This window comes from Tolypothrix tenuis PCC 7101, from assembly GCF_963874875.1.
In the GTDB taxonomy this organism is placed as follows: domain Bacteria; phylum Cyanobacteriota; class Cyanobacteriia; order Cyanobacteriales; family Nostocaceae; genus Aulosira; species Aulosira tenue.
Genome location: NZ_CAWNJS010000001.1, coordinates 5,338,428 through 5,354,770, shown reverse-complemented (window position 1 = coordinate 5,354,770; position 16,343 = coordinate 5,338,428). Strand labels below are relative to the sequence as shown.

The following is a 16,343-nucleotide window of genomic DNA, read 5'->3' as shown; positions in this document are numbered from 1 at the left end:
GGTGAACGACATGAATGGCACAATACGCGTTGGTAATCTCTTCGGGATTCCCTTCTATATCCATCCGTCGTGGTTTTTAGTTCTGGGTTTAGTAACTTGGACTTATAGCAGCGGACTGATGGGGCAATTCCCGCAATTATCCGGGGGACTAGCTTTAATACTAGGATTGATGACAGCGCTGTTGTTATTTGCCTCTGTCGTCGCCCATGAATTAGGACATAGCTTTGTAGCTATTCGCCAGGGCATTGATGTTAAATCAATCACGCTGTTTATATTTGGTGGTTTAGCCAGCTTAGAGAAAGAATCGAAAACCCCAGGTGAAGCTTTTTGGGTAGCGATCGCAGGGCCGTTAGTTAGTCTATTAATCTGCGGTTTAACCACAGGTATTGGTTACGCCACAGCAGCCACTGGGCCACTAGCAGCAATACTGGGTGTGTTGGCTGCTGTTAACCTGGCATTAGCTCTATTTAACCTCATTCCTGGCTTACCCTTAGATGGTGGAAATATACTGAAAGCCCTAGTTTGGAAAATTACAGGCAATGCTTATAAGGGTGTAACCTTTGCCAGTCGAGTTGGACAGATATTTGGTTGGGTTGCGATCGCTTCTGGTTTACTTCCCATACTATTCTTCGGCAGCTTTGCGAACATCTGGAACTTATTAATCGGTTTCTTCTTGCTACAAAACGCAGGTAATGCCGCACAATTTGCCAGAGTCCAAGAAAAACTCACAGGCTTAACTGCTGCAGATGTTGTCACCCCGAATAGCCCGATTGTTTCTGCTAACTTAACTCTCAGAGAATTCGCTGACGAACGCATCTTAAGTGGCGAACAATGGCATCGCTTCTTAGTGACCGACGATGAAGGACAATTAGTAGGTGCGATCGCAGCTCATGATTTGCGAACCATCCCCACAACCGAGTGGTCAGCAACTCAAGTTAAACAAGTCATGCGACCAATTGCAGAATCTACCACCGTCCAATCAGACAAGCCATTAGTAGAAGTAGTTCAGCTACTCGAACAACAACAAATCTCTGCACTACCTGTAATTCGAGAAAATGGCGTACTCGTGGGAATTTTAGAGAAAGCTGCGATTATCCAACTCCTGCAACGCAGATCTCAATTTAACCCTGCATAGTTTTCCCATCACATAGACTCCTTCTCGCACCTCCCTCAGAATTTCTGAGGGAATTTTTTATGGGAAATTTTTACCAAGTTTGCTTTTATTGCCATATTTCAAATAACAAACCAGTTCTCTATTTTCAAGTTTTGAAAATCTGCATAGTCTGAAATATTATTTGTTACCAGAGTGAGATTATTCACTTGAGCGATTGCAGCAATTTGTCCATCTGCATAAGCTGGAGGTTTACCAATTAATGTCAACCTTGCTCGTTCTATGGCAAACCATTCAGCTGCGGCAACATTGTAGGGAAGAATAGGAATATTTGGTTCGACTATATCTTGCAAATACTGCTCAATTCTCTCTCGCTTTCTAGAAGCTGGCAGACGATAGCAACCGAATAATAATTCATGCCATGTAACTGAGGCAATAGTAACTTCTCCCTGATACCTTTGCAACATAGAGATAATCGTCGGATTCGGTTGCAACTTCAATGGTTCAGAGATGATGTTAGTATCCAATAAGAAAAGACTCAAAGATTCACCTCACGCCCAGGTGATTTATCGCGTACATCCTGCCATACTTTATCGGGATTAATATCGATGCCTTCTTCTATGATTTCTTGGCGAAATTTTGTAAGAGATTCCCAAAAACGAGGGCTTTTATTCAACAATTTCTCGTATTCTGCAGATGAAAGAATAACTGCTACTTGCTGACCTTGCCGTGTAATTTTTATCGGTTCCCCTTGTTCAACTTCTTCAATAATTCTGTTAAAGTTAACCGGAATTTCTTCAATTGAATATTGCTGAGACATAAATATTTAACTCTATTTATTCTTAAAATTTATAGTTGGCGAAATTGGCTTTTCCAGTCGCGCAACATTTGACTGGTTCCTTGATCAATGGCTTTTTGCACCATTTGAGGAATTAGTTCGGTTAAGGGTAGATCCGGAAAGATGGGACTGATGGAAGCTTCCATATAGCCTTCATTAGAAAGAAGATATATTTTTAACTGTTTGTTGCGGTAAATCCAAACTTCGGGAATACCCATCGCTTCGTAAGCATCAAGCGTAGTTGTAGAGGTAACATCAGACTCGATGGCTAAATCTGGCGGTGGATACTCTGTTAAATCCAAATTGGTACAGCCTTGCACTTGGTCAGCATTTTGGATGTAGAAGCAAGTATCTGGTTCAATACCAGCAATTTCTGGACGTTTTAGGGTAGTTGATCCGAAATCTTCCCAATCTCGTTCTTGAATATCCAAAATAGCTTTGACGATATCGGCAATAATGCGGTGGGGACGTTCATGCAAGGCTAGTGGGGACATGATTTCTAAAATTCCTCGGTAGTAAGTGACGCGACTACTGCGCTTTTCTCCTAAATCGGTGAGAATTTGCTCAAAGTCTTGCCAGGAGAGGTTAGAAATCATAATCTGGCTACCGGGAGTAAGTTTGATAGCTTGAATAGGGACGCTGACGCTCATATTTTTGCTTCACTAACTCCTGCGCTATTTCTTCCATACTGACACGCCACTTGCCAGTATGGAGTCGTTGCATTATTTCCTTGTCCTGTATCTTCGGCAGTTAAATACTACCAATTCTGCATTCGGGTTCAGGTTTAAATTTTGGTTTATGGTCAGCTGTCAATTATCATTGAAGAGTTAAGGCGATCGCACTACACGCTTGTACCCTCTGATATCGCTAGTGTTCGGTAGTTGCTTTACAAAATGTGATAACAAGAGATGATAAAGATGGGTTATACCCCTCACTCCCAAAATGTTATACTCTGTTAACAATATACGCTGGTGCTCTCAAAAGCTATCTAAGTAGCGCTTCTTGCGATTGAGCCAACCCAGCCTCAAAAAATTTGCCAAAAATTTATACAAAAAACTTTCATTGGGGGGTCTTGCCCATCATCACAAAGATGCTATAATCATGCTATATAGATGCACCCTGATGACCTGGAGAGCTGCCCAAGTAGCTCTCTTTTTTTTTACTTGGGGCATGGGGCATGGGGCATTGGGCATTGGTAGCTTTTCCTCTGCCCGCGAACTTTTAGGTGTGAGATGAGCTTTATTAGTAGTCTCTTAGCTGCAAAAACCACTCAAGAATCATCTTTGAGAATTTCTGCTAGGCAAAACATTAGACGCAATCGCATCTGTACTGGCTGATATGTAGCTGATTATGAGGAGTCTTCATGAGAATTTTGAATCAAGCCATTAAATAACAAGTGGTATTACTCATGTTAAAAATCTACTCCTCTGCTAAGTAAAAGCACCCTGATAATTGGAAAATTTGCCAAAGTAGTTGCCTTTTGTATTTTTTGTGTTAACCTGAAAGCCAACTTCACCATATTTTCATAAAAACCTGATTAAGGGGTATTGCCCCTCAGCGAAAATATGTTATGATGTGGTATATAGATGCACCCTGATGATCTGGAGAGCTGCCCAAGTGGCTCTCCTTTTTCAATTTTTGATGTTATTAAGAATTGGAGAGACGCGATTAATCGCGTCTGTACTTAAAAGTTATTTGGTAATGGGTAATGGGTAATTGGTGTTTGTTATTTCCCCCCATCTCCTAATCCCCAGTCCCTAATCCCCAATCCCCAGTCCCCAACCCCCAATCCTATGGAATTTTGAAGTTTGAATTTGGAATTACATAAGACTTGGTATAATCGCCAGTCGAGCCACTAGATAGTTGTGGGAGAATAATCATGGCAGACTGGCACGAGATTACGGGTGGTATCACAGCACCAAGGGGATATCGAGCAGCAGGAATTACCGCAGGTTTAAAGCCTTCGGGATTACCTGATTTAGCTTTGATATTGTCAGATGTGGAAGCGATCGCAGCAGGTGTGTTTACCACTAGTCAAGTTAGAGCCGCTTGCGTAGATTATTGTCGCCAACGCTTACAAGCCAAGCAGAATACACGGGCAATTCTCTGTAATGCTGGACAAGCAAACGCAGCTACAGGTACTCAAGGCTGGTTTGATGCTTTAGAATCAGCGATGACAGTAGCCCAAGCTTTGAATATCCCTAGTGAATCGGTATTATTAGCTTCCACTGGGGTGATTGGACAGCGGATCAAGATGGATAAACTCAAAGCTGGGATTCCGCAACTGATAGCAGCACTTTCCGAAACAGGTTCAGATGCGGCGGCGGGAGCAATTATTACTACAGACTTAGTAACTAAATCCATTGCGCTAGAGACAACTATAGGCGATCGCCCGGTGCGAATTGGTGGAATTGCTAAAGGTTCGGGGATGATTCACCCCAACATGGCAACTATGCTGGCATTTGTCACCTGTGATGCGGTTGTATCGCCAGCGCTTTGGCAACAAATGTTAAGTCGCGCCGCCGACAGAAGCTTTAATTCCATTACCGTTGATGGTGATACCAGCACCAATGACAGCTTAATCGCCTTAGCTAATGGACAATCCCGCACCCCAGCCATTATCGAAATTGGGCCAGAGGCGGAAAAACTAGAAGCAATGTTAACAGCAGTTTGTCAGCATTTAGCAAAAGCGATCGCCCGTGATGGTGAAGGTGCAACTTGTCTAATGGAAGTGCAAGTTACTGGGGCCCATGATGAAACTTCAGCGCGTCAAATCGCTAAAACCATTGCAGGTTCATCCTTAGTAAAATCTGCAATTTTTGGACGCGATCCCAACTGGGGACGTATCGCCGCAGCTGCTGGACGTGCAGGTGTACCCTTTGAGCAAGAAAATTTGCAAATTAAACTAGGGGATTTCTTACTCTTAGAAAATGGTCAACCGCTATCATTTGATCGTGCAGCAGCGAGTGCTTATTTAAAACAAGCTGCAGCAGGTGCTTATCTCAAAGAAGATACAGTATTAATCTCTGTGAGCGTTGGTAATGGTTATGGTACTGGTAAAGCTTGGGGTTGTGACTTGAGTTACGACTATGTGAAAATTAACGCCGAATACACTACTTGATAAATTGGTAATTGGTAATTGGTAATTGGTAATTGGTAATTAAACTTCGTTCTTGTGGGGAAGCGAATTTTTCCCAGAAATCAAAGGTTGTGCAGTGTTGTAACAAAATTACCTCAGCTAATCAGCGTTGAAATTTCATCACCAGGATAGGCAAGATGCCTACTCCAAAAGAGATTGATAAAATTTTAATATGCACAATATATGTGTTATTGCTGAGAAACCTAAATCAAAAGTAATTAATCCCAAAAATTCACCATTACCCATTACCCATTACCCATTACCCATTATGTCTATTGCTTATTTCCACTTTTATGCAGAATTAAACGATTTTTTACCACGCAATAAAAGGCGAGTCAAAATCATACATAAATTTGGGGAAAGAGCCTCAATTAAAGATATGATTGAGTCTTTGGGTGTTCCCCATCCAGAAGTTGATGCTATTGAAGTAAATAATAATTATGTAGATTTTTCTTATATTGTTCAGGATGGAGATATTATTAATGTCTATCCCATCTCTGTGAATAATACACAAAGCATTTCTGTACGTCCGCAACCGCTAAGTATTATTCGTTTTGTTTTAGATATTCATTTAGGTAAATTAGCCACATCTTTAAGGCTGTTAGGCTTTGATAGTTTATATCGTAATGACTATGGTGATGAGGAATTAGCTGAGGTTTCTCACAACCAAGAACGGATTCTATTGACCCGTGATAAGGGTTTATTAATGCGTAGTCTTGTAACGCATGGTTATTACGTTAGAAGCACAAATCCTCAGCAGCAAATAATAGAAGTATTACAACGCTTTGATTTGTTTAAGTCAGTATCACCCTTTCAAAGATGTTTGCGTTGCAATGGCTTACTAGAATCGATAGCGAAGGAAACTATCATGCATCTACTTCCTGAAAGTGTGCAATTACAAAATCAGGACTTTCATCGCTGTCAAAGCTGCGCTCAAATTTATTGGAAAGGAACCCATTATGAACGATTGCAACAGTTTATTGATGGAGTATTAAATTCCGAAAAAACTGAGCAATCTAATCATGAGCATCATTGAGACTCGTTGCTGCTCCTCCGGGAATATTGGCAACAATTATTTGGCGTTCTCCCACATTCTCTATATCATCTTCTGAGTGAATTAAATCATCAGCCAGAGGTTGTTGTTTAGTTTCTCCCCTCAGTTCTTGTGATTTCTGTTGATTTTTTTCCTGCTCAAGATTGGACGAGACAGCAGGTTCTTTAGCGTGAGAAAAATCGATGCGTGGCTGAGACTGCTCGGAAGTCATGAGTACGCTAAATCATATAATTTTCTCTAGTGTTGAATTTATCTTAGTCGCCAACATCTTTCTTAAGAAGGAAACTCAACATTTTGAGGTGCAGCAGTGAGAATTCAAGATTATGACATCAAAGTAAAAGATGATAGCGATAAATGGATTTGCACAAGCTAAATCCCCAATCCAAAATCCAAAATCCAAAATCTAAAATTGTATGACATCAATATTAGCTCTCGACTTTGGCGGAACTAAGTTAGCCGCAGCAACTGTAAATATTGGTTCTCGAGAATGGCTGCGTTATGAACGTCGCCTATCACCAGCGATCGCGAATGCTAGCACTGATTTAGAGATTATGCGATCGCTCATTCACTCTTTGCTGCAAGATACTCAACCTGTCGCTATTGGTGTGAGTTTTGGGGGCCCAGTAGACGCTACCACAGGTACAGTGCGACTGTCTCATCATGTTCCTGGTTGGGAAAATATTCCCCTCCAAGAGTTGTTAGAACAAGAGTTTGGCGTTCCTGCAGCAGTGGATAATGATGCTAATGTCGCTGCTTTAGGCGAATATCGTTTTGGTGCAGGTCAAGGTTACGATAGCCTGTTTTACATCACTGTCAGCACTGGTGTGGGTGGTGGTTGGATACTCAATGGCCAGCCTTGGCGCGGTACAGGGGGGATGGCTGGTGAAATTGGACATATTGTAGTAGACCCAGCTGGCCCGGTATGTTTGTGTGGTAAACGTGGATGTGTGGAACGTTTGGCTTCCGGCCCCTACATGGCGCAAAATGCGCGGGAAGCTTTAACAGCACAACCGAAACTCTGGGAAGGGAAGATATTGCGGAGTTTGGTGGAGGATAATTTAGAGCTATTAACAGGACAATTAATCAGTCAAGCAGCAGCAGATGGGGATGATTTAGCTGTAGAGGTTTTACGCAAATCTGCTTGGGCTTTAGGTACGGGTATTGGTAATATAGCAAACTTAGTAAACCCGCAATTATTTATCCTAGGTGGGAGTGTAACTAAAGCTGGTACTCAATGGTGGGAAATTTTACGTCAGGTAGCAAGAGAAACAGCACTACCAGAAATTGATTTTGAAATTGTTTCTGCTGCTTTAGCTGATGATGCACCTTTATGGGGTGCTGTTGCTTTAGCAGAATTAAGATTAGCTAACTAAAAAAGATTGGTCGCAACAATCACAGATGTATTCTTGTCTGTATAAATATAGAAATCCAGTTGATTTTTTGCATAAATTACGCACCCTAAAAGTTTAAGTGTCGAATAGGCAAATGTGCAACTGAGTCTATTGCAAAAATGGCATAGTAATCCTTTAACAGCAAAACTATAAGAATTATTAGTAAAAGAGAGGTCAGTCCCAGAGTACAAGAGAATTTAAGATATATTTTAGTTGTTAATAAAATGACAGCGATAGCTATATGATCTGCTGCCTAAACCCCGATTGCCCAAATCCTCAAAATCCTGATGGTTCCCACTTTTGTTTAAGCTGTGGAACAGGATTAGTGTATCTACTAAGAAATCGTTATCGTATTATCCAACCAATTGGCAGAGGAGGGTTTGCACGTACTTATCTAGCAGAAGATATAGACAAGCTCAACGAGAAATGTGTTGTTAAACAGTTAGTTCGCGGTCAATTTTACAATGGTGGCGGTAGCGATGCCCAAAAAAAAGCAACTGAGTTGTTTGAGAGAGAAGCTAAACGCTTACAAGAGTTAGGAAAACATGACCAAATCCCCACACTTTTAGCCTACTTTAAAGAAAATGACTACCTGTATGTAGTGCAAGAGTTGATTGAGGGGCAAAATCTGTTGCAGGAGTTAAAGCAGCAGGGAGTATTTGATGAAACAAAAATTCGTCAACTATTAAATGACTTGTTACCTGTTCTGAATACCATCCACGAACAACAAGTTATCCACCGCGATATTAAAGCCGAAAATATTATTCGCCGTCAACATGATGGTAAGTTAGTGTTGATTGATTTTGGCGTATCCAAGCAAAAAACGGAAGCAGCAAACACAGCACCAGGAACAATTATCGGTTCTTTGGGTTATGCACCAATAGAACAACTGCAGTTAGGTACTGCTTACCCATCTAGCGATTTATATAGTTTGGGAATTACCTGTTTTCATCTGCTGACTAACATTACTCCATCCCAATTGTGGATGAAGCAAGGTTTTAGCTGGACTAATAATTGGCGTAGTCAATTGTCGCAACCAATCAGTCAGGAATTAGCGCTGATTCTCGATAGGTTAATGCCAGAAAACCACGAGCAACGTTATCAATCGGCTCAGGCAGTATTATTAGATTTAAATGTTCAGCCAGGTTTAAATCCCAAGGTACCACATACCATCTTTTCACCAGAACAATTATTTCAATCACGGGGACGGATTCCCCAACAAACTAACCAAAGTGTTTCACACATATCGCTATCAGAACTATTACCTGGGGCTGTGATTGTAGGTACAGGTAGTTCTTTTTTGGCTATTGTTTTACTGAGTTTTTTAGGAACTACGTTGATCAGTTCGGGGTTATGGTTGATAATTTTAGGATTTTTAATTTTTATTCAATCTCGCCCTTTATTTGAAAAGAGTTATTTATTTTTAATTGCTCTGTTAACGAATTTATTTATTGTGTTTATCTTCCAGCGCTGGCAAATTATTAATCCTTTACGGTCAGGTATCAATGGTTTGATAGTAGCGGTTTTATTAATTATTTTAGCTGGATTGTTGGCATTTATTTTGTTGGGTACATCACAGTTAATGAATAAACTAATGTCTAAATATTTCTGATTATTTCTTAAGATTGGCTTATTGTAAAAGCAATTTTCAGATAAATTTAACTTAATTAATTGAGGAATTATTGATGACAACTAAACAAGAGAATATTCGGTTGCTAGCCTCTCTGGGAATTGCTGGAGTGCTGGTAGCGGTAATTTTAGGCTTAGTCAGTAAGTTTTCGCCGGAGATTCAATCTACACCAAATTCTATGGTTACGCCCAGGGGAAGCTCACGCGCACCTACTCCGGAGTGGATGAGTTTGGGTGAAAAACTTTTGGTAACCGCCGATAAAACAGATAATAAAGAAGCTGGGGTGAATGCAGTCAAATCTGGTGATTTTGGCACTGCTGTCATCAAATTCCAAGCATCGCTGCAAACTATGCGGAACGATCCAGAGACATTAATTTATTTGAATAATGCCAAAATTGCTAACTCTAAAGCATTAAAAGTAGGCGTAATTGCACCAATTGGTAATAGCTTAAATGAGGCGAAAGAAACTTTACGCGGTGTAGCACAAGCGCAAGATGAAATTAATAACGGAGGAGGAATTAATGGGGTACCATTGCAACTGGAAATTTCTAATTTAAATAGCTTTGACCAGCTTGATAAAATAGATAATGAATTAGTCAAAGATGCTAATTTAGTAGCAGTAGTAGGTTTTGGTCGGAACGAAGAACTCTATAAAAAGAATGGTTTGGTGAGAGTTTCTCCGGGAAGTTCCAGAAATCAAATGGGTCAAAATCAGGCACAGGCTTATGGCGATAGTAAATATGTATTTAATATCAGCCCGAATCGGGAAATTTTCAATCAAGCCTTAGCTGAATATATTGTTAAAAAAGAACGCCGGACTAATATAGCTATTTGTCGCGATACATCATTTAGAACTAGCCAAGACACATCTAATCAGGACAGGTCAAATCAAGAAAGATTAAATCAAGATATTGTTAAAGAATACACTGAGTTCATCACCAAAGCAGGTGGAAAAGTTACTGCTACAGATTGCGATTTAGGGGCTGCAAATTTTAGAGCTAATGATGTCATTCCCAAAGCTATTAGCGATGGTGCAGAAGCTTTACTATTAATTCCCCGTACAAGTAGCCTCAACGTAGCAGTAGATGTGGCAAGAGCAAATCGAAATAGGCTGACACTTTTTGGTTCTCAACAGCTTTACAGTGAAAGAATTTTAAAGTTTGGACAAGGCGATATTAAAGGCATGGTAGTGCCTGTACCTTGGCATCGTGATGCTAACCGGAGTATGGATAAAGGTAATTCCTTTGCTGATAGAGCCTTAAAACTTTGGGGTGGAGATGTCAGTCCGCGAACTGCTACAGCCTATGATGCAATGCAAGTAATTATTGCTGGTTTAAAAGAAAATAGTACTCGTCAAGGCTTACAAAAGGTACTATCAAATCCTAATTTTTCTGCAATGGGAGCCACAGGTAAAATTCAGTTTTCTGCATCAGGTCAGCGCCAAGGTGGTGTATTTTTAGCCAGGATTGAGCCTTGTGAGCCAGGTAAGCCTTGCGCTTCTAGCACTGGTTATAATTTCGTGCTAGTGCAATAAAGGACTTCCAAATCAAACAATTGCTTTGGTGAACAGCGGCGGCTGAGGAAGCAGAAATCGGATTACTATATTCGATGCCAGAATTGAGTAATTGATTCCTTGAAAGTTTCTCAGACAGAGGAGGTTTTTAGTTTGTCTTTAATGCTGTTTTCCGGTTTAAGCGCTAATAATCGCGCTTAATAGTCTTACTTAGCAGCAAAGATGGCGGTGTCCTATTACTTTCACGTACACTACAATACTATCAATATATAAAGTCATTTTTTATACTCAGCAATATTAGGAAATAACAGTGTTAAACTGAGATTAGCTTTGAATTGATCATCGTTAAGATATAGATAAATATATATCTTTTAGTAGGTGAACAATATTTATTTTAAATCTTTATCAAGCTACTTGCTGTATTTTAAATAATTAAAAAATTTTTTTAATACAATTCTGGTAAATTAAACACTAATATAGTCAATACTAAAAAGTATAAATTGGTGCATCTCACTGTCTAAAAGAGGTAGAAAGTTCAGAAAGTAAAAATCCAATAGATTAAAAGTCATAGAGCTATTTGGCATCTAATTACAAAACTCAAATCAGCTCTTATTTGCAGTCTCTATACTTCTGGATAAAAGCCTCCCATATCATCAGGGAAAAGTTGCGCTTTTTTGACCTATCTTTGACGAAGCAGCAATCGCAACAAGTGCATTACCCTACCAACTATGTTGATGAAATTAATCTGGTAACAGATGTTTTTTGTTGTATAAAGTTCGCCGCCCAATCTGATTGTATTTATGTCTAATTATTCTCCAAAGAAGCAAGTAGGTAATCAAAAAATTCATCATTTAGAGGGTAATCAAAAAGATGTAGCGAACTCGAATTTAGATAGTGCAAAACGGCCAACAATAATTCAAATCCCTAGTTCTCAGCGTTTGGCACAGAAAGATTGGAGTTTGAAAGCCAAGGCAACATTTTGGTCTTGTGCTATTAGTATGCTGCCCGTGCTAGCAGTTGGGTCTGCAACTTATTACATTGGCAGCCAGCAAATTAGCGAGCAGATTTCCTATACAAAACCATTAAGTATTAAACAGTTAACAGCAACTAAACTGGCGCTACAAAACCAGTTATCGCTATTGTTAATGGGAACAGGGGTAACAACTTTGTTGGTGGGTGCGATCGCAGTTCTGTTGACTAATCGCGCTTTGCGTCCCCTACTGAATGCGGCGGCCCTTTCTAATAATATTGTGCGACGGCTACTACCAGACCAAGCGGGAATTCGGGGTGCGATCGCCTCTAAAGATGAACTGGTGGTGTTAGAGAAAAATATCAGCTTAATCAAAAAACAGCTGCCAGATTTGCTGTGGAAACAAGAACAAGAAGCTGAACGCGTCCAAGTGTTAATGAACATCACCCGGCGCATTCAAGAATGTCTCAATGAAGAAGATGTTCTCAAAACCACCGTCGAAGAAGTTCGCACAGCCTTAAATAGCGATCGCGTCACCATCTTTCGCTTTCATCCCCATAGAGAAGGCACCTTTGTTGCAGAATCAGTGGGATTCGGTTTACCAAAAACCTTGCGGACTACAGTCTCAGTTACCTCCATTGGTGGCGAAGACATAGAAGAATACCAAAATGGCCACATCGTTGCTATTGATGACATTTATCAAGTCGATTTCAGTGCTGCTCAACTTGACTTTTTAGAGCGATTTGCTGTCAAAGCTAATTTGGTGGCACCAATTTTGCAGAAAAATCAACTATTTGGCTTATTAATTGCCCATGAATGTACTAAACCCCGCTTTTGGCAGCAGTCAGAAATTGATTTGTTTGCTCAAATCGCCACACAATTAGGATTTGTCCTCAACTACACTAACCTCCTAGAACAGGTAGAGAGCAAAGCTGATCAAACTCAGGTATTTGTAGATATTACCCGCCGCATTCGTGAGTCACTCAATGAAGAGGATGTTCTCAAAACCACTGTGGAAGAAGTCCGCAAAGCCCTGAGCGCGGATCGAGTCATTGTATATGGTTTTGATTCCGATTGGTATGGCACTGTGATTGCAGAATCAGTGCTGCCGAGTTTTGCTAAAACCTTGCGAGCCAAAATCAAAGACCCTTGCTTTGCCCAAGGCTATATAGAAAAGTATCAAGCTGGCCGAGTGCAAGCGATCGGCAATATTTATGAAGCTGGTTTAACTGAGTGTCACCTGAGACAACTCGAACCCTTTGGTGTCAAAGCTAATTTAGTTGCACCAATTCTTAAAGATGACCAGCTATTTGGTTTATTAATTGCTCATCAATGTTCTGCTCCCCGTGATTGGCGCAAATTTGAGATTGATTTGTTCACTCAAATTGCCATGCAAGTTGGATTTGCTCTTGACCATGCGCGGCTACTCCAGCGAATTGATGCTGAAGCTGTACGAACTCATTTGCTAGTAGATATTACTCGCCGCATTCAAGAATCCCTCAACGAAGAGGATGTCCTCAAAACCACAGTGGAAGAAGTCCGCAAAGCAATTAGTGCCGATCGCGTCATAGTTTATGGTTTTGATCCCGATTGGTATGGTACTGTAATTGCCGAATCAGTACTTCCCGGTTTTCCTAAAGCTTTGTGGGCGATTATCAGAGACCCTTGTTTTGCAGAAGGCTATATAGAAAAGTACCAAGCAGGTCGAGTCCAATCTGTCAACAATGTTTATGAAGCTGGTTTAACTGAGTGTCACCTGAGCCAACTCGAACCTTTTGCCGTCAAAGCTAATTTAGTCGCACCGATTCTCAAAGATGGTCAGCTATATGGCTTATTAATTGCTCATGAATGTTCCGGCCCCCGTGATTGGCAACAATCTGAGATTGATTTGTTCGCTCAAGTCGCCATGCAAGTTGGATTTGCACTGGAACACGCCAGGCTGTTGAACCAAGTAGATCAAGCATACCAAGCTGCCACCGCGACATCTTTTGAGCAGTCTCAAAAACACGAAGAACTCAAGCTACAGGTTTCCGAACTGCTGAGAAATGGGAATGCAGTTGTGCAAAACCTTTCTACAAATGTGGCGCTGACGCAGTTGCAATCTATTGAATTTATCTACAATCAAACTCAATTGTTGGGTGATTTTACTCAGAGAATGGTCTATTCTACCCAACAACTAGAACTTCAAGAACAGCAGCTCAATCAGACAGTACAGGACGAAAATCAGTCCATGAGCCAAATTTTAGAGAGCATCTATGCTATTCAACAAACTATTTTCCAAGCTGCCCAAAGAGTTAACCGTCTTGAAGAACCTTGGCAACAGCTATCTGAGAAAATAAATCTGATCAGTAATATTATCTCTCAGATTAAGCTGCAAGCTATGCATACAGCACTGGAAGCATCGCGGAGTGGAGATGCAGGTCAAAAATTTGCGGCGATCGCTCAAAAAGCACTTTCCTTAGTACAACAGTTAGAATTAGAGATTACAGACATTCAACCATTGGTTGCGGATATTCACATAGAAAGCGATCACGCGATCGCAGCTATGCAATCCAGCACAGAACAAGCACAAAGCAGCAGTGAATTGATAGCACAAACTCAACAGAAATTCCAGCAGGCGATCGCGCTGGGTATCGAAATGCAAACATTGGTGGCAGAAATTTCCCAAGCTGCTGCTGTCCAAATTGAAACTTCTAGCTCTGTAAATCAATCTATTTTAGAAGTAGCTAGTATTGCCAATCAAACTTCTGAGCAAGCCATAGCCTTGGCAGATTCTTTAGCCCAGCTAACGTTATTTGCACAAGAAATGTAGGAGGTATCGGATTTAGGGACTTCCAAAAAAATAATCAATCGCTTTGGCAAGCAGAGGAAGCAGAGGAGGAAGAATACAATCATGGTCTTCTCTTTGAAAAATGGATAATTTATTTTCTGCAAGTTTTATTAAGTGCATCTACTGAAATAAATAGTATAAATTGTTTAAATCATCATAGTTAAAAACACCAGCATCAGCTATGGGTCTTGACTTTGGTATACAAAATAACGTTGTTCAAAATTTTGTGCAAGAAGCATCAGGGCTTCTACAGCTAATTCACGAAGGATTGCTAGAGCTTTCACATAACTATAGCGATCCCCAGATACGTAGTCTGGTGCGAGCTGCTAAGTTAGTTAAAACTACAGCAGACCAGGGAAATTTCACTGAGATACATACCTTAGCTCATCGTTTGGAAAAGATTTTTCGGTTGATATCGCTGGGAAATGCAGTAATTGACGACCAGTTAACAAATTTGCTGTTGCAAGCTAATGATTGTTTGCGTTTGCTGCTAATAGCACAAGTTCAAGAAAAATTTGATGATTTAGCCAGCGCTTTAGCCAAAGCAGAACCAATCTTTGCTTATCTAGAGGCTAGGTTAAGCCATAAGGTAGAAATAGTGCCTGATGTGCTAGAAACTTCTTATCTAGAGGCAAGTGTATCTCAGTTAATGCCAACAACAGAGATGGCTCAGGCTTTAGAAAACCTAGAAAGAATTCTGGCAGAATCTGACATTGATAAATTACCAGAGCAACTGATCCCACAGGCAAATTTATTTTTGGGCTTTGGCGAATTCTACAATATCTCGGAATTCATTGCGATCGCCCAAATTGCGATCGCGACTCTACAAACAACCCCACAAGCGGCTCCAACAATTGGGAAGGTAGCTTTGGCTGGTTGGCGTGCAGCTTATGAGTCGATTGTAAACAAAAATCATCCCCAAGCGGCTAATGGAACTGCTAATTCGAGTGGGGTTGTCATCCAAAACAGTCAAAACCCAGCATTACCACACAAACTGAAAACCGCTAATTTATTTGTTTGGGTAGCGGATGGGAATGTTTTTACAGTCAACTCCGATAGCGTGGAAGAACTTTTAGTTGCGGAAGCTGACCAAATTATCTATTCTCAACAACAGCGGTTTTTGCATTGGCGCGGACAAGTAATTCCTAACTATCAACTATCAGAACTACTCAGTTACGGTAGTTCCAAACCCTTAGGGAATCGTCAACCAGAACCAATGTTAGTACTAAATTTAGGTCAGCAAATTCTGGCTTTAGAACCAGAAATTCAATACCTCATTGCAGAACCAGAGTTAATCATCAATCCTTTACCAACAGACCAAGAATTTTCCAGTTGCGTTTATGGTTGTACGATTTGGAAAGATCATTTACTGCCAGTAATTGATGTAGCGGCACTGTTGCAGCAGACAATTAATCACAGTCAACAGATTTACTCCACTACTAAATTATTAAATCCAGCAGACACAGCAATTATTCACCAAGAACCAACAATTCTGGTGGTAGATGATTCCCATAGCGTGCGCCATATAGTATCTTTGACCTTGCAAAGAGAGGGTTACCAAGTGTTGCAAGCCGAAGATGGACAAGAAGCGATCGCCCAGTTGCAGCAAAATCCTCATGTGCAAATGGTGATTTGTGATATTGAAATGCCTAATCTCAATGGCTTTGAGTTTCTCAGCTATCGTCTCAAAGACTCGCAATTAGCCAAAATCCCAGTCATTATGCTCAGTTCATGCAGCACTAATCAGCATCGTCAGTTGGCTATGCAATTAGGCGCGACTACCTACTTTACAAAACCTTATGTTGAAGAAGATTTTTTAACAGCACTAAGGATGAGCGTTAATTAAATTACCAATTACCAATTACCA

The 16,343-nt window shown here is 40.6% G+C and carries 12 protein-coding genes; 8 read left to right on the top strand and 4 right to left on the bottom strand.

Annotation, left to right across the window (positions count from 1 at the left end; genetic code table 11):
• The first annotated feature begins 10 nt into the window (after positions 1-10).
• Positions 11-1,135 (top strand): site-2 protease family protein, encoded by a 1,125-nt coding sequence (locus tag AACU25_RS21150; protein ID WP_096578984.1) that lies wholly within the window; start codon positions 11-13, stop codon positions 1,133-1,135.
• 98 nt (positions 1,136-1,233) lie between these two features.
• Here the strand turns inward: AACU25_RS21150 and AACU25_RS21145 are convergent, their stop codons facing one another.
• The 3 genes from AACU25_RS21145 to AACU25_RS21135 are packed head-to-tail and all read right to left on the bottom strand — an operon-like array spanning position 1,234 to position 2,599.
• Positions 1,234-1,653 carry a PIN domain-containing protein gene (locus AACU25_RS21145; protein WP_096578982.1) on the bottom strand — a complete coding sequence of 140 codons (420 nt, stop codon included), beginning with the start codon at positions 1,651-1,653 and terminating at the stop codon, positions 1,234-1,236.
• Entirely contained in the window at positions 1,650-1,931 is a 282-nt protein-coding gene (locus AACU25_RS21140; protein WP_096578980.1) for a type II toxin-antitoxin system Phd/YefM family antitoxin, read from the bottom strand. Before AACU25_RS21140 ends, AACU25_RS21145 begins: the two co-directional genes overlap by 4 nt.
• Positions 1,932-1,960: 29 nt before the next feature.
• On the bottom strand, positions 1,961-2,599 hold the full coding sequence (locus AACU25_RS21135; protein WP_096578978.1) for a Uma2 family endonuclease: 639 nt from the start codon (positions 2,597-2,599) through the stop codon (positions 1,961-1,963).
• 1,229 nt (positions 2,600-3,828) lie between these two features.
• On the opposite strand from AACU25_RS21135, the gene argJ reads away from it, so the two are divergent.
• Entirely contained in the window at positions 3,829-5,070 is a 1,242-nt protein-coding gene (argJ, locus tag AACU25_RS21130; RefSeq protein WP_096578976.1) for a bifunctional ornithine acetyltransferase/N-acetylglutamate synthase, read from the top strand.
• Between the two features lie 286 nt (positions 5,071-5,356).
• Positions 5,357-6,124 carry a Mut7-C RNAse domain-containing protein gene (locus tag AACU25_RS21125; protein WP_096583918.1) on the top strand — a complete coding sequence of 256 codons (768 nt, stop codon included), beginning with the start codon at positions 5,357-5,359 and terminating at the stop codon, positions 6,122-6,124.
• Here AACU25_RS21125 and AACU25_RS21120 read toward each other — a convergent pair.
• Positions 6,105-6,353 carry a hypothetical protein gene (locus AACU25_RS21120; protein WP_096578974.1) on the bottom strand — a complete coding sequence of 83 codons (249 nt, stop codon included), beginning with the start codon at positions 6,351-6,353 and terminating at the stop codon, positions 6,105-6,107. The genes AACU25_RS21125 and AACU25_RS21120 overlap by 20 nt on opposite strands.
• A gap of 202 nt (positions 6,354-6,555) precedes the next feature.
• Here AACU25_RS21120 and AACU25_RS21115 point away from each other — a divergent pair, with 202 nt between their 5' ends.
• The 5 genes from AACU25_RS21115 (at position 6,556) to AACU25_RS21095 (ending at position 16,322) form a co-directional block, all read left to right on the top strand.
• Positions 6,556-7,515 carry an ROK family protein gene (locus tag AACU25_RS21115; protein WP_096578972.1) on the top strand — a complete coding sequence of 320 codons (960 nt, stop codon included), beginning with the start codon at positions 6,556-6,558 and terminating at the stop codon, positions 7,513-7,515.
• 259 nt (positions 7,516-7,774) lie between these two features.
• Positions 7,775-9,145, top strand: a complete 1,371-nt coding sequence (locus AACU25_RS21110) for a serine/threonine-protein kinase (RefSeq protein ID WP_096578970.1) — start codon at positions 7,775-7,777, stop codon at positions 9,143-9,145.
• A 73-nt stretch (positions 9,146-9,218) separates the two neighbouring features.
• Positions 9,219-10,697 carry an ABC transporter substrate-binding protein gene (locus AACU25_RS21105; RefSeq protein WP_096578969.1) on the top strand — a complete coding sequence of 493 codons (1,479 nt, stop codon included), beginning with the start codon at positions 9,219-9,221 and terminating at the stop codon, positions 10,695-10,697.
• A 779-nt stretch (positions 10,698-11,476) separates the two neighbouring features.
• Positions 11,477-14,458, top strand: a complete 2,982-nt coding sequence (locus AACU25_RS21100) for a methyl-accepting chemotaxis protein (protein WP_096578967.1) — start codon at positions 11,477-11,479, stop codon at positions 14,456-14,458.
• 199 nt (positions 14,459-14,657) lie between these two features.
• A complete protein-coding gene (locus tag AACU25_RS21095) occupies positions 14,658-16,322 on the top strand; it encodes an ATP-binding response regulator (protein ID WP_096578965.1) in 1,665 nt (554 codons plus the stop codon).
• Positions 16,323-16,343: the final 21 nt, after the last annotated feature.